The sequence below is a fragment of the Rhizobium sp. 01L410 genome, from assembly GCF_056400165.1.
The window spans coordinates 20,798-33,923 of sequence record NZ_JBFTST010000006.1; the positions used below are offsets into that span (position 1 = coordinate 20,798).

Sequence of the window (13,126 nt, forward strand, 5' to 3'; positions counted from 1 at the left end):
ACCTTGGTCTTCTGTTAACCATTTCTTTGCCATGAATCTTTAGGCTGGATTAATACTCGCGCGAGTGCGGGCAACCAGCCGGATCATCACGTGCATGAGAAATGGCATCCATGTATGACAACAAGGCATTGAACGGCAGACGAGCCAGCGCGCCGGATCACCGTGCGGCAACGCATGCGCCGCATTCGGGCGCCGCTGTCCTTCCCTCGGAAGCCGAGCTTCTTCGTGTCATCGAAAAGGCACTCGACGAGCAGCGCCGCGCGCGGGCAGCAGCTGCAGCGCCGCTGACAAGCCGCATCGAAGCCATTCTCTCCCCCCGTTTCGAAGCCGCCAACGATGTCAAGACGCCGCCGCCAGCCGCGCCGGCCGTGACGCAGCCGGCATCGGTGCCGCATGAACCGGCCTTCATTCCCGCCAATACCAACGATATTACCTTCCTTGAGATCGGTAATGCGCCGCGCCGCCTTCCGGTCAAGCCGGTGGCGTTCGCGATGCTCGGCCTGATGCTGGGTGCCGCCTTTCCGCTGATGATGCCGCAGGCGCCGGTACGCTATGTGGCCGAAACGGCGTTGCGTGTTGCAGCCGATACCGCCACACGCCCGGCGCTGACATCGGCTGCAGCTAAGAAGCTCGTCTCGGCGCCGGCCGTTGCCGCCACGGTCGCCGCCCTGAAACTTGACCGGGATCCCGAATTTGCAGGCGGCCAGCCAAATGCGGTTGGCATCGCTGTCGATCTGCTCTCTGGCAGTGGTGCTGCGGCAGACGCGGCATCCCGCGCAGAAACAGCCGTCGCCGCTGCGATCGACGCCGTGCCGGATGGCAGCACTGGTCTTGTGACGCTCCGGATCTCCACCTCGGGCGCCGAAAAATCCAGGCAGATCGCCAACCGGCTCTCGGCAATCTTGACCGGCGCACCGGCAGGCAATGCCATTGAGGCCAATGGCACACTTCGCAACGCCTACGATCAGGCGCGCGCCGAACTTGATGCCTTCACGGCAAAGGCCGGCGAGGGCAACGTCAAAGTCGCCGCCGATCTTCAGCAGCGCATCAATCAGCGCGATGCCGATCTCAAGATCGCCGAGCAGCGCATCACCATCTCGAAGGAGCGTGCCGACCGTCTGAAGACTGCAAAGGCAAACGACGTGATCAATGGCGTCTTGCCTGCGGAAATGATGTCACCGGTCCTGCTGGATGCACGCGACAGATATGCGGTCGAAAAGGCGTCGCTGTCGCAACTCTCCATCGATCTCGGCCCCCGCCATCCGAAGCTGCTTGCGCAGCAGGCGATCGTCGATGGTTTGCGCGACAAGCTCACCCAGGAACTGTCGCTGCAAGCCAAGGATGCTACCGCGGATGCCAAGGCCGCCGTCGATGCGCGGCGCAAGCTCAGCGACGAGCGCAACGGCATGATCGCCCAGGGCCGTGACACCGGTGTCGATCTCGCCAAACTTACGGAACTGCGCGACAAGGCCGGTGCCGCCAAATCCCGCCTCGACAATGCCTTGCCATCCGCGACAACGCCGTCTGCATCGGTTACGGTCCAGACCCCGCCGAAGGTGACTGCGGCGCAGGCTGGCTACGCAACGCCGGTGCGCTCGGCAATCGGCGGCGGAATCGGTCTGCTTGTCGGGCTTGCCACCTCGCTGGCATTGTCGCTCGTGCGCAGGCGCGACGAGGATGCATTCGATATTCCGGTTCTGCCGGAGACGGTGGAGCCTGTGGTGCTCCAGGAGCCCCAGGTCGAGGAAGCGGCGGCGGAGCCGGATGAGCTCGACCGACTGCGTGCGGAGCTTGCAGAACTGCGCAGCAAGTTCCAGACCTATGCGGCAAGTGGCCGCTAACCTTCATCTTCTTGGCAACTGGCGGCATCATTGCCCTTGCAATTGCCGCTTTTAAACAGGATAGGGCGTTCTGAGGCAAACGGCGCTGCTGGCAAAGTCCTAGCTTTGCGCACGAACGCACAGGCGGGAGAGACGCGTGACGACAGTGATCGATGGCAAGCAGGTAGCCGCTTCGGTAATCGAAACCGTGAAGATGGCGGCGGGATCGCTTGAAAAGCAGAGTGGCGTGAAGACCGGTCTTGCCGTGGTGATTGTCGGCGACGATCCGGCGAGCCATGCCTATGTCAATTCCAAGAGCAAGATGGCCAAGGAATGCGGCTTCAAGTCGGTGCAGTACACGCTGCCGGCTGAAACGAAGCAGGAAGAACTCGCAGCCCTAGTCGCATCGCTCAATGCCGATCCATCGATTCACGGCATCCTGGTGCAGCTGCCCCTGCCGAAGCCGCTGAATAGCGAGCCGATCATCCAGTCGATCCTGCCGGAAAAGGATGTCGATGGCCTTCACGTCGTCAACGCCGGCAAGCTCGCCACCGGCGATCTGGAAACCGGTCTGGTCTCCTGCACGCCGGCCGGTGCCATGGTTTTCGTCCGCCGCACCCATGGCGAGGACCTGTCCGGTCTCAACGCGGTCGTCATCGGCCGCTCCAACCTCTTCGGCAAGCCGATGGCGCAGCTGCTGCTCAATGCCAACGCGACAGTGACCATCGCTCATTCGCGCACCAAGGATTTGCCCGCCGTCTGCCGCAACGCCGACATTCTCGTCGCCGCAGTCGGCCGTCCCGAGATGGTCAAAGCTGACTGGGTCAAGTCCGGCGCGACTGTCATTGATGTCGGTATCAACCGCATTGCCGCACCTGAGAAGGGCGAAGGCAAGACCCGCCTCGTCGGCGATGTCGCATTCGCCGAGGCTGAGCAGGTGGCTGCGGTGATCACGCCCGTCCCGGGCGGCGTTGGTCCGATGACCATTGCCATGCTGATGGCGAATACCGTGATCGCAGCGCACCGCACCGCCGGCCAGACGCCGCCGAAGTTCTGATCAGAGCTTCGGGGCAGGGCCCGTCGAACCCCTGACGATCAGCTCGGTCTTCCAGAGTTCCTGCTCCGGGAAACTCCCGGTCTGCTTGACCGTTCCGATCAGCCGCTGCGCAATACGCGCGCCGGCGGATCGCAGCGACGAACGCGTCGTCGTCAGCGGCACCGAGAAATTCTCGGGCTTCAAGAGCGGCAGCACGTCGTCATGGGCGATCAGCGAAATATCCTCGCCGAGCTTCAGTCCCGCCTGATTGACGGCGCGGATGGCGCCGAGCGCCAGAACCGTACTGGAACACAGGATCGCGGTCGGGCGGTCCGGCAGCTGCAGGAACTGCTCCATTGCCACCAGTCCCTGCTCATCGGTCATCAGCGTATGGCTGATGCAATCCTCGTTCAGGTGCAGGCCGCGCTCGGCAAGCGCCGACTCCAGGCCCTGTTTCCGGCGGATCGCGAAATCCAGATGCTCCGGGCCGTTCATCAGCGCAAAGCGTTTGTGGCCGAGCTGGAGCATCAGCTTGGCGGCATCGTAGAACGCCGCTTCATTGTCGATGTCGAGATAGGGATAATCTGGCTCCGTCCCATGCGAGCGGCCATGGACGACGAAGGGCGTCGACAGTGATTTCAGCATCGGCAGGCGCGGATCGTGTCCACGCATGTAGGCAACGAATAGCGCATCGACATTGCCGCTGATCGCCAGGCGCCTGAGTGCGGCAACCTCGTCGTCGGGATCGGCAGGCATGATCACGAAATGGAAGTCGTGGCGCACAGCCTCTTCGCCGAGGCCGGCGAGAAACTCGCCGAAATGCACGTCGGACTGATGCCCCGGAGCGGTCGGCATCACCAGGCCGAGCGAGCCGGCCTTGCCGGTGGCCAGACGCTGCGCCGCCTTGTTCGGTCGGTAGCCGGTTTCCCGCACAGCTTGCAGCACGCGCTCGCGCGTCGCCTCGTTGACTTCGGGGTAGCCATTGAGGGCGCGGCTCACAGTCGTCTGTGAAAGACCAAGCAATTCCGATAGCTGTTTGAGATTCACGTGTTATGCTTCCTCCCGGGATCAGCGCACGCTGCGGTTTCTCCCAGACCGCCCAAAGCGCTTTCAAACTATGTAGCACCTGGCGTGCTTGACTCAAGAAAAATCGCTCCATATTCCCGTTTAAGCGTTGCTGCACCGCGATATTTGCGTCTCTTTTAGCGGTATTCGCGAAATGGCTTGACTCCTTTCACGCGAGAGTGAGATGAGTTGTTTGTCAAAGCGCTTTGAAGTCCTCCGGTGAGAGGTTGAAAGTGCCGTTGGGATTGTGATGGGAGGTTGATCACATGAAAAAGACTTTCTTGATGAGCGTCGCCGCGGCGGCGCTTTTTGCAGGTGGTGTTTCTGCCGCTGATTTGAAATTTGCTCCGGGCGAAGACGCCAAGTTCAATTGGAAGAGCTACGACGAATTCAAGGCATCGCATGCCGACCTCAAGGGTCAGCCGCTGACCATTTTCGGACCGTGGCGCGGTGAGGACGAAGCCTTCTTCCGCAGTATTCTTGCCTACTTCACCGAAGCGACCGGCATCGAAGCCACCTATTCGTCTTCGGAAAACTACGAGCAGCAGATCGTCATCGACACCCAGGCTGGTTCGCCGCCGAATGTCGCAATCCTGCCGCAGCCGGGCCTCTTCGCCGATCTGGCCAGCAAGGGCTTCCTGACGCCGCTCGGCGACGACACGGCCAAGTGGGTCAAGGACAATTACGGCGCCGGCGACAGCTGGGTCGGTTACGGCACCTACAAGGGCAAGGACGGCAAGGAAGGCTTCTACGCTTTCCCCTACAAGGCCGACGTGAAGTCGCTGGTCTGGTATGTGCCTGAAAACTTCAAGGAAGCCGGTTACAAGGTTCCGACCACCATGGAAGAACTCCATGCGCTGACGGATCAGATCGTCAAGGACGGCGGCGTTCCCTGGTGCATCGGTCTCGGTTCTGGTGGTGCGACCGGCTGGCCGGCAACCGACTGGATCGAAGACATCATGCTGCGCACGCAGAAGCCTGACGTCTACGACAAGTGGACCACCAACGAAGTGAAGTTCACCGATCCGGCCGTCGTTGCTGCGATCGACGAATTCGGCAAGTTCGCCAAGAACGAGAAGTATGTCGATGGCGGTGTCGCAGCCGTGGCTTCGACCGACTTCCGCGATAGCCCGAAGGGTCTCTTCGCCGTTCCGCCGAAGTGCTACCTGCACCACCAGGCTTCGTTCATCCCGTCCTTCTTCCCTGAAGGCACGAAGCTCGGCACCGATGCCGACTTCTTCTACATGCCGACCTATGCTGCGCATGCCGATCTCGGCAAGCCGGTTCTGGGTGCGGGCACGCTGGTGTCGATCACCAAGGACTCGAAGACGGCTCGTGCCTTTGTCGACTTCCTGAAGACGCCGATCGCACATGAAGTCTGGATGGCACAGTCGAGCTTCCTGACGCCTTACAAGGGTGTCAGCACCGCGGCTTACGCCAACGATCAGATGAAGCGCGAAGGCGAAATTCTGACGACGGCCACGACCTTCCGCTTCGACGGTTCGGACCTGATGCCCGGCAAGATCGGCGCTGGCGCCTTCTGGACCGGCATGGTCGATTTCGTCGGCGGCAAGTCTGCCGAAGACACCGGCAAGGAAATCCAGGCTGCCTGGGACGCCATCAAGTAATCATCCTTGAACGCTGCTGCGGGTTTCCCGCGGCAGCGCCGGAATGCAGGGCCGGATTCGCAAAAGGATCCGGCCGGCACCGGAACTGTGGTCAAACGCCGAGAAGAAGTTGACGCAGGCCGGTGTAAGCCCTTCAGATAGACTAGGGTAGCAGGGGAGGGACGAATGCTATCGCAGATAGTTTCCGCTTTGGGCGTGGTGGTCGTGGCGGTTTTCGCCTGCTCGGCCTATTTCTATTTCTCGAACAAGATTTTGGATATGGCGCTACCGGTCAGGGATGGTGATATCCATTCCGCGGCGCGCAATCTCAATCTTCGCGGCATGATCCGCCCCTGGCTGTTTCTCGGCCCGGCGCTTTTCCTGCTGACCGTCTATCTCGTCTATCCCGTGATCGCGACCTTCATTCTGTCCTTCTATGACAGATCAGGGTCGAATTTCGTCGGTTTCGCCAATTACACCTGGGCGCTCAGCGACCGCGAATTCCGCCAGTCGATCTTCAACAACATTCTCTGGCTCGCCGTCGTGCCGGCCGCCTGCACCTTCTTCGGTCTCGTCATCGCCGTGATGACCGACCGCATCTGGTGGGGCAATATCGCGAAAAGCATCGTCTTCATGCCGATGGCGATTTCCTTCGTCGGCGCTTCGGTCATCTGGAAGTTCATCTACGAATACCGCGGCGGCAACGACGTGCAGATCGGCCTTCTGAACGCCATCGTCCAGATGTTCGGCGGCACGCCCGAGGTCTGGATCTCGGTGCCCTTCTGGAACAATTTCTTCCTGATGGTCATCCTCATCTGGATCCAGACCGGCTTCGCTATGGTCATCCTGTCGGCCGCCCTTCGCGGCATTCCGGAAGAAACGATCGAAGCCGCTGTCATCGACGGCGCCAATGGCTGGCAGATCTTCTGGCGCATCATGGTGCCGCAGGTCTGGGGCACGATCGCCGTCGTCTGGACCACCATCACCATCCTCGTCCTCAAGGTCTTCGACATCGTGCTGACGATGACCAACGGCCAATGGCAGACCATGGTGCTGGCGAACCTGATGTTCGACTGGATGTTCCGCGGAGGCGGGGATTCCGGCCGAAGTGCGGTTATCGCGCTGATCATCATGCTGGCCGTGACGCCGATCATGGTCTGGAACGTCCGCCGCGCCAACCGCGAACTCGGAGGGCACTGAGATGACCTTGTCAGGAAGCTTCTTCAAGATAGGCCCGGCCCGTCTCTTCGTTCACGCCTGCGTTCTCCTGATCGTCATCATCTGGTTGATCCCGACCCTCGGCATCTTCGTCAGCGCGCTGCGCGATAAGGATCAGATCGTCGTGTCGGGCTGGTGGACGTCCTTCGTCGGCTCCACCCGCACTGTGGCCGCCCGCGTCGGCGCCGCCGCCGATCAGAAGCAGGAAGGCCCGCTCTACGTGATCGCCGGCAATGTGTTGCAGGGCGATCTGGCCGGCCGCGCGATCAGCGCCTTCGGAACGCGCATCCAGCAGCCGTCGGCCTACAAGGTCGGCGAGAATGCCGATCTCGGCGATGGCCTCAACCTGCAGGTCAACACCGACGGCACCTACCGCTATACCAAGACCGCAGCCTTCACCGATGACGATGCGGGCCGCCGTGTTTACGTCGCGATCTCGACCCCGCCGGAATTCACGCTTGATAACTACAAGACGGTCCTGACGGGCGAGGGCATCGGCCAGTCCTTTATCAATTCGCTGACGGTGACGATCCCGGCGACGATCATCCCGATCCTCATCGCGGCCTTTGCGGCCTACGCGCTGAGCTGGATGGAGTTTCCGGGCCGCGCGCTGATCATCGCGCTGGTGGTGGGCCTCATCGTCGTGCCGCTGCAGATGTCGCTGATCCCGCTGCTCCGGCTCTACAATATCGTCGGTGCCGCACTCGATGCGCCATCGAAAACCTATCCCGGCATCTGGCTGGCGCATACCGCCTTCGGCATGCCGCTCGCCATCTATCTGCTCCGCGCCTATATCGCGGGGCTGCCCAAGGAGATCATCGAATCCGCCCGCGTCGACGGCGCGACCGATTTCGAGATTTTCGTCAAAATCGTTCTTCCCTTGTCCTTCCCGGCACTCGCGTCCTTCGCGATCTTCCAGTTCCTGTGGGTGTGGAACGACCTGCTCGTCGCCATGGTCTTCCTCGGCACCGACAGGCAGCATCTCGTGCTCACCGGCAGCCTCAATGCGCTGCTCGGTTCGCGCGGCGGCAACTGGGAAATCCTGACGGCCTCGGCCTTTGTCACCATCATCGTTCCGCTGCTCGTGTTCTTCGGGCTGCAGCGATATCTGGTGCGTGGCCTGCTGGCGGGTTCGGTCAAGGGCGGCTGATCCAATCCCAAGACCTGACTTCGCATAGGAAAAGACATGAGCGTGGCATCTCAACCCAATTTGGCTGACGACAAGGATTGGTGGCGTGGCGCGGTGATCTATCAGATCTATCCGCGCTCCTACCAGGACTCCAACGGTGACGGCATCGGCGACCTGAAGGGCATCACCGCCCGGTTGCCGCATGTCGCTGCTCTGGGCGCGGACGCCATCTGGATCTCGCCGTTCTTCACCTCGCCAATGCGCGATTTCGGCTATGACGTATCGGACTACGAAAACGTCGATACGATTTTCGGCACGCTCGTGGATTTCGACACCCTGATCGCCGAGGCTCACCGCCTCGGCATCAAGGTGATGATCGATCTCGTCATCTCGCATTCGTCGGACCAGCATCCCTGGTTCGTCGAAAGCCGGTCGAGCAAGACCAATGCCAAGGCCGACTGGTATGTCTGGGCCGATGCCAAGCCCGACGGCACGCCGCCGAACAACTGGCTGTCGATCTTCGGCGGTTCCGCCTGGGCGTGGGATCCGACGCGCATGCAGTATTATATGCACAATTTCCTGACCTCGCAGCCGGATATGAACCTCCACAATCCCGAGGTTCAGGACCGCCTGCTCGATGTCGTCCGTTTCTGGCTGAAGCGCGGCGTCGATGGTTTCCGTCTGGATACGATCAACTTCTATTTCCACGACAAGCAGCTGCGCGATAACCCGGCGCTGGCGCCCGAGCGCCGCAATGCGTCCACGGCACCGGCCGTGAACCCCTATAATTTCCAGGAACACCTCTACGACAAGAACCGCCCGGAGAATATCGACTTCCTGAAGCGCTTCCGCGCCGTGCTCGAAGAGTTTCCGGCAATCGCCGCCGTCGGCGAAGTCGGCGACAGCCAGCGCGGCCTGGAGATCGTCGGCGAATACACGTCCGGCAATGACAAGATGCACATGTGCTATGCCTTCGAGTTCCTGGCACCCGATCCGCTCTCGCCTGAGCGGGTCGAAGAGGTGATGAAGGATTTCGGCGCTGCGGCGCCCGATGGCTGGGCCTGCTGGGCTTTCTCCAACCACGACGTCATGCGCCATGTCAGCCGTTGGGGCTCGCTGGTGTCGGACCACGACGCCTTCGCCAAACAATACGCATCGCTGCTGATGACGCTGCGCGGTTCCGTCTGCCTCTATCAAGGCGAAGAGCTTGGTCTCACTGAGGCTGACCTTGCCTATCAGGATCTGCAGGATCCCTACGGCATCCAGTTCTGGCCGGAGTTCAAGGGCCGCGACGGTTGCCGCACCCCGATGGTCTGGGACAGCCAGGTCGCGCAGGGCGGTTTCTCGACCGTCAAGCCATGGCTGCCGGTTCCGGTCGAGCACATCCTGCGCGCTGTCAGCGTGCAGCAGGGCGATGAGAACTCGGTGCTCGAGCACTACCGGCGCTTCCTCGCGTTTCGCAAGCAGTTCCCGGCCTTCGCCAAGGGCGAGATCGCTTTCGAGGAGCCGCAGGGTGACGGCCTGATTTTCACGCGCGAATACGGCAACGAAAAAATGCTTTGCGTGTTCAACATGGGTGCTGCTGAAACGATCGTTACGTTGCCGGATGGTGACTGGCAGGCGTTGACGGGCCACGGCTTCACCAGCAATAACTATGGCGGAAAAATCGATATTCCGGCGTGGGGCGCTTATTTCGCCCGGCTCGCCTAAAAATCAGAGGGAGGCACTGATGACAGGACTGTCGCTTAAGGAAATTCGCAAGTCATATGGTTCCGTGGACGTTCTCCACGGTATCGACCTGGAGATCAAACAGGGCGAATTCATCGTCTTCGTCGGTCCCTCCGGCTGCGGCAAGTCCACGCTGCTGCGCATGATTGCCGGCCTCGAGAACATCACCGGCGGTGACATGTATATCGACGGCCAGCTGGTCAACGATGTGCCGCCGTCGAAGCGCGGTATCGCCATGGTGTTCCAGTCCTATGCGCTCTATCCGCATATGACCGTTTACGACAACATGGCCTTCGGCATGAAGATTGCCGGTGAGAACAAGCAGGAAATCGACCGCCGCGTCCGCGCTGCCGCCGACAGTCTGCAGCTCGGCAAGTATCTCGACCGTCTTCCGAAGGCTCTGTCCGGCGGTCAGCGCCAGCGTGTCGCCATCGGCCGTGCCATCTGCCGCAATCCGAAGGTCTTCCTCTTCGACGAGCCGCTGTCCAACCTCGACGCCGCGCTGCGTGTTGCCACGCGCATCGAGATCGCCCGGCTCAACGAGCAGATGGCCGATACGACGATGATCTACGTCACCCACGATCAGGTCGAGGCGATGACGCTGGCAGACCGTATCGTCGTGCTCTCGGCAGGTCATATCGAGCAGGTCGGGGCACCGCTGGAGCTCTACGAGCGTCCGGCAAACCTCTTCGTCGCCAAGTTCATCGGCTCTCCGGCCATGAACATCATCCCGGCGACGATTGCCGAAGCGGGCAGCACAACCACGGTCACGCTCACCGGTGGTAAGTCGGTTGCTCTCGATATCCCGACCGCCGCTTCCGAAAAGGGCAAGTCCGCCAGCTTCGGCGTCCGCCCTGAGGATCTCGAGATCGCCAGCGGCGATGCCTACCTCTTCGAAGGCGAAGTCTCGATCGTCGAAGCGCTCGGTGAAGTGACGCTGCTTTACATAGAAGGTCTGGTTCCCGGCGAGCCGATCATCGTCAAGCTGCCGGGCACGATCGACATCAAGAAGGGCCAGAAAATGCGCTTCTCGGCCGATCGGCAGAAGCTGCACCTTTTCGATGCCGAGGGCCGCACCTACCGTCGCTGACAGCCAAAATTGGGGGCTTTTTCACGAAGCCCCCGAAGCCCTCCATTCGACACTTTCTGTTAAGTCGGCGCTGCTAGCATTTCCCCATTGTATCGAGTGGGGAATAAGGTCGTGGGTGTATCAAATCCATCGCCATCAGGGCATTTTTTGAACAAGGAAGAATCCTTCATGTATGACCGCGAACAGCGGTTCAAAATGGAGGACACGATGAACGCGGCGCGTCTCGAATATACCGAGAAAGGCGTCATGCACATGGCCTCGCGCCGTTGCGATATCGTTCGCATCTCGATGAGCTCGGCGGTCCTCGCCATCCTGACGCAGTTCAATCTGCCCAAGCAGTTCTATCTGGACATCCCGGATGCACGCATCACGAAGGTCGGCTGCATGCTGATGCGGGTGAATGCCAACAATACTGTGGAAGTCCGCTTCCTGCGTCTGCTGACGCAGAAGGAACTCAACAAGATCTTCGTCTACAGCACGCATCCGGCGCATCGCGACTACGTCCTCGACGTTCGCGGCTGATCGAGCTGCAGGACCTGAAAAGAGAAAAGCCCGCGATCAAGTCGCGGGCTTTTTCGTTTAGTGGAAGAGGACGCTCGCTCCGTGATCGGAAGCGCCGACCGCGCGGCGGAACGGCGCGAAGAGCTCGCGGCCCATGCCCCATTCGTTTTCCGAGAGATCCGCCGTCACCGGCTCGCGTTCGGCCATGGTCGCGGCATCGACGAGCACCTCAAGCGTGCCGCGGATGGCGTCGAGACGAATGATGTCGCCATCCTGGATGCGGGCGATCGGACCGCCTTCGACAGCCTCCGGCGTCACATGGATCGCTGCCGGAACCTTGCCCGATGCACCGGACATGCGCCCGTCGGTCAGAAGTGCGACGCGGAAGCCGCGGTCCTGCAGCACGCCGAGCGGTGGAGTCAGCTTGTGCAGCTCCGGCATGCCGTTGGCCTTCGGACCCTGGAAGCGCACGACGGCGACGAAATCGCGGTTGAGCTTGCCTTCCTTGAAGGCGTCCTGCAGCTCCTGCTGGCTGTGGAAGACGATTGCCGGGGCTTCGATGATATGGCGGTCCGGCTTCACGGCCGAAATCTTGATGACGGCCTTGCCGAGATTGCCGCGCAGCATCTTCAAGCCGCCGTTCGCCTGGAAGGGTGTCTCGATGCTCGCAAGCACCTTCGGATCGTGGCTCTTCTCAGGGGAGGGCTCGCGGACGATGGTGTTGTTGTCGCCGAGGCGGGCGTCGATCGTGTAGGCTTCGAGACCCTGACCGGCGACGGTGCGCACGTCACCATGCAGCATGCCCTGCTTCAGGAGTTCCTTGATCAGGAAGCCCATGCCACCGGCAGCGTGGAAGTGGTTAACGTCGGCGAGGCCATTCGGATAGACGCGGGCAAGCAGCGGGATTTCTTCAGAGAGCTCGGCGATGTCCTGCCACGTCAGCTGGATACCGGCCGCGCGCGCCATGGCGACGAGATGCAGCGTGTGGTTCGTCGATCCACCCGTCGCATGCAGGCCGACAACGCCGTTGACCACGGAACGCTCGTCGATCATCTCGCCTGCCGGCGTGAATTCGTTGCCGAGCGCGGTAATCGCCAGCGCCCGCTTGGCGGCTTCGCGCGTCAGTGCTTCACGCAGCGGCGTGCCCGGATTGATGAAGGAGGAGCCGGGCATATGGAAGCCCATGATCTCCATCAGCATCTGGTTGGAATTGGCTGTGCCATAGAAGGTGCAGGTACCCGGCCCGTGATAGGACTTGGATTCGGCTTCCAGCAGTTCTGCGCGTCCGACCTTGCCTTCGGCATAGAGCTGGCGAACGCGGGACTTCTCGTCATTCGGCAGTCCCGTCGTCATCGGCCCGGCGGGCACGAAGATCGACGGCAGGTGGCCGAAGGAGAGCGCGGCGATGACAAGCCCGGGAACGATCTTGTCGCAGACACCGAGGAAGAGCGCCGCGTCGAACATGTTGTGCGACAGGCCCACACCTGCAGACATGGCGATCAGATCACGCGAGAAGAGCGAAAGCTCCATGCCCGGCTGGCCCTGGGTAACGCCGTCGCACATGGCAGGAACGCCGCCCGCGACCTGCGCAATGCCGCCAGCCTCGGCAGCTGCCTCGCGGATGATCGCTGGGTAGGTTTCGAACGGCTGATGGGCCGAAAGCATGTCGTTATAGGCGGTGATGATGCCGAGGTTCGGAACGCGGTCGCCGGCGAGCGCATCCTTCTCGGCGGGGGAACAGACCGCAAAGCCGTGCGCAAGGTTTGCGCAGCCGAGGATAGACCGGACGGCACCCTTCGATGCCGCGCCGCGCAGGCGCTCCAGATATCGCTCGCGTGTCGGCTTCGATCGCTCGACGATGCGGGAGGTAATCGCAGAAATGCGTGCGTTAGCGGACATGGGAGTTATCCTGCCTTGGTTGCTGTTCAAATT

10 protein-coding genes are annotated in these 13,126 nt (G+C 61.4%); 8 read left to right on the forward strand and 2 right to left on the reverse strand.

The window, feature by feature from the left end; all coding sequences use genetic code 11:
• Positions 1-110: 110 nt before the first annotated feature.
• Positions 111-1,841, forward strand: coding sequence for a succinoglycan biosynthesis protein exop (locus AC1DV9_RS14405; RefSeq protein ID WP_477948617.1), 1,731 nt, complete (start codon positions 111-113; stop codon positions 1,839-1,841).
• A 136-nt stretch (positions 1,842-1,977) separates the two neighbouring features.
• Positions 1,978-2,877 (forward strand): bifunctional methylenetetrahydrofolate dehydrogenase/methenyltetrahydrofolate cyclohydrolase FolD, encoded by a 900-nt coding sequence (folD, locus tag AC1DV9_RS14410; RefSeq protein ID WP_477948619.1) that lies wholly within the window; start codon positions 1,978-1,980, stop codon positions 2,875-2,877.
• Here folD and AC1DV9_RS14415 read toward each other — a convergent pair whose 3' ends face one another.
• Positions 2,878-3,903 (reverse strand): LacI family DNA-binding transcriptional regulator, encoded by a 1,026-nt coding sequence (locus AC1DV9_RS14415; protein WP_477948621.1) that lies wholly within the window; start codon positions 3,901-3,903, stop codon positions 2,878-2,880.
• Between the two features lie 284 nt (positions 3,904-4,187).
• Between AC1DV9_RS14415 and AC1DV9_RS14420 the strand changes: the two genes are divergently transcribed.
• The 6 genes from AC1DV9_RS14420 to AC1DV9_RS14445 all read left to right on the forward strand — a co-directional run bounded on the left by AC1DV9_RS14420 (position 4,188) and on the right by AC1DV9_RS14445 (position 11,215).
• The gene (locus tag AC1DV9_RS14420) at positions 4,188-5,549 is read left to right on the forward strand and encodes an ABC transporter substrate-binding protein (protein WP_112513941.1); all 1,362 of its coding nucleotides are present in this window, start codon (positions 4,188-4,190) and stop codon (positions 5,547-5,549) included.
• Positions 5,550-5,714: 165 nt separating this feature from the next.
• On the forward strand, positions 5,715-6,728 hold the full coding sequence (locus AC1DV9_RS14425; RefSeq protein ID WP_477948623.1) for a carbohydrate ABC transporter permease: 1,014 nt from the start codon (positions 5,715-5,717) through the stop codon (positions 6,726-6,728).
• 1 nt (position 6,729) lies between these two features.
• Positions 6,730-7,896, forward strand: coding sequence for a carbohydrate ABC transporter permease (locus tag AC1DV9_RS14430; RefSeq protein ID WP_112387635.1), 1,167 nt, complete (start codon positions 6,730-6,732; stop codon positions 7,894-7,896).
• Between the two features lie 36 nt (positions 7,897-7,932).
• Positions 7,933-9,585, forward strand: a complete 1,653-nt coding sequence (gene bglA, locus AC1DV9_RS14435; protein ID WP_112387636.1) for a beta-galactosidase BglA — start codon at positions 7,933-7,935, stop codon at positions 9,583-9,585.
• 19 nt (positions 9,586-9,604) lie between these two features.
• Entirely contained in the window at positions 9,605-10,693 is a 1,089-nt protein-coding gene (locus AC1DV9_RS14440; RefSeq protein ID WP_112387637.1) for a sn-glycerol-3-phosphate ABC transporter ATP-binding protein UgpC, read from the forward strand.
• A 168-nt stretch (positions 10,694-10,861) separates the two neighbouring features.
• Positions 10,862-11,215, forward strand: coding sequence for a hypothetical protein (locus tag AC1DV9_RS14445; RefSeq protein ID WP_112514332.1), 354 nt, complete (start codon positions 10,862-10,864; stop codon positions 11,213-11,215).
• Between the two features lie 57 nt (positions 11,216-11,272).
• On the opposite strand, the gene edd is transcribed toward AC1DV9_RS14445, so the two are convergent.
• A complete protein-coding gene (gene edd, locus AC1DV9_RS14450; protein ID WP_477948625.1) occupies positions 11,273-13,093 on the reverse strand; it encodes a phosphogluconate dehydratase in 1,821 nt (606 codons plus the stop codon).
• Positions 13,094-13,126: the final 33 nt, after the last annotated feature.

Coding starts and splice junctions, on each gene's coding strand:
- AC1DV9_RS14430 (WP_112387635.1), top strand. CDS start 6,730: ATGACCTTGTCAGGAAGCTTCTTCAAGATAGGCCCGGCCCGTCTCTTC.
- AC1DV9_RS14440 (WP_112387637.1), top strand. CDS start 9,605: ATGACAGGACTGTCGCTTAAGGAAATTCGCAAGTCATATGGTTCCGTG.
- AC1DV9_RS14405 (WP_477948617.1), top strand. CDS start 111: ATGTATGACAACAAGGCATTGAACGGCAGACGAGCCAGCGCGCCGGAT.
- bglA (WP_112387636.1), top strand. CDS start 7,933: ATGAGCGTGGCATCTCAACCCAATTTGGCTGACGACAAGGATTGGTGG.
- AC1DV9_RS14420 (WP_112513941.1), top strand. CDS start 4,188: ATGAAAAAGACTTTCTTGATGAGCGTCGCCGCGGCGGCGCTTTTTGCA.
- AC1DV9_RS14425 (WP_477948623.1), top strand. CDS start 5,715: ATGCTATCGCAGATAGTTTCCGCTTTGGGCGTGGTGGTCGTGGCGGTT.
- edd (WP_477948625.1), bottom strand. CDS start 13,093: ATGTCCGCTAACGCACGCATTTCTGCGATTACCTCCCGCATCGTCGAG.
- AC1DV9_RS14445 (WP_112514332.1), top strand. CDS start 10,862: ATGTATGACCGCGAACAGCGGTTCAAAATGGAGGACACGATGAACGCG.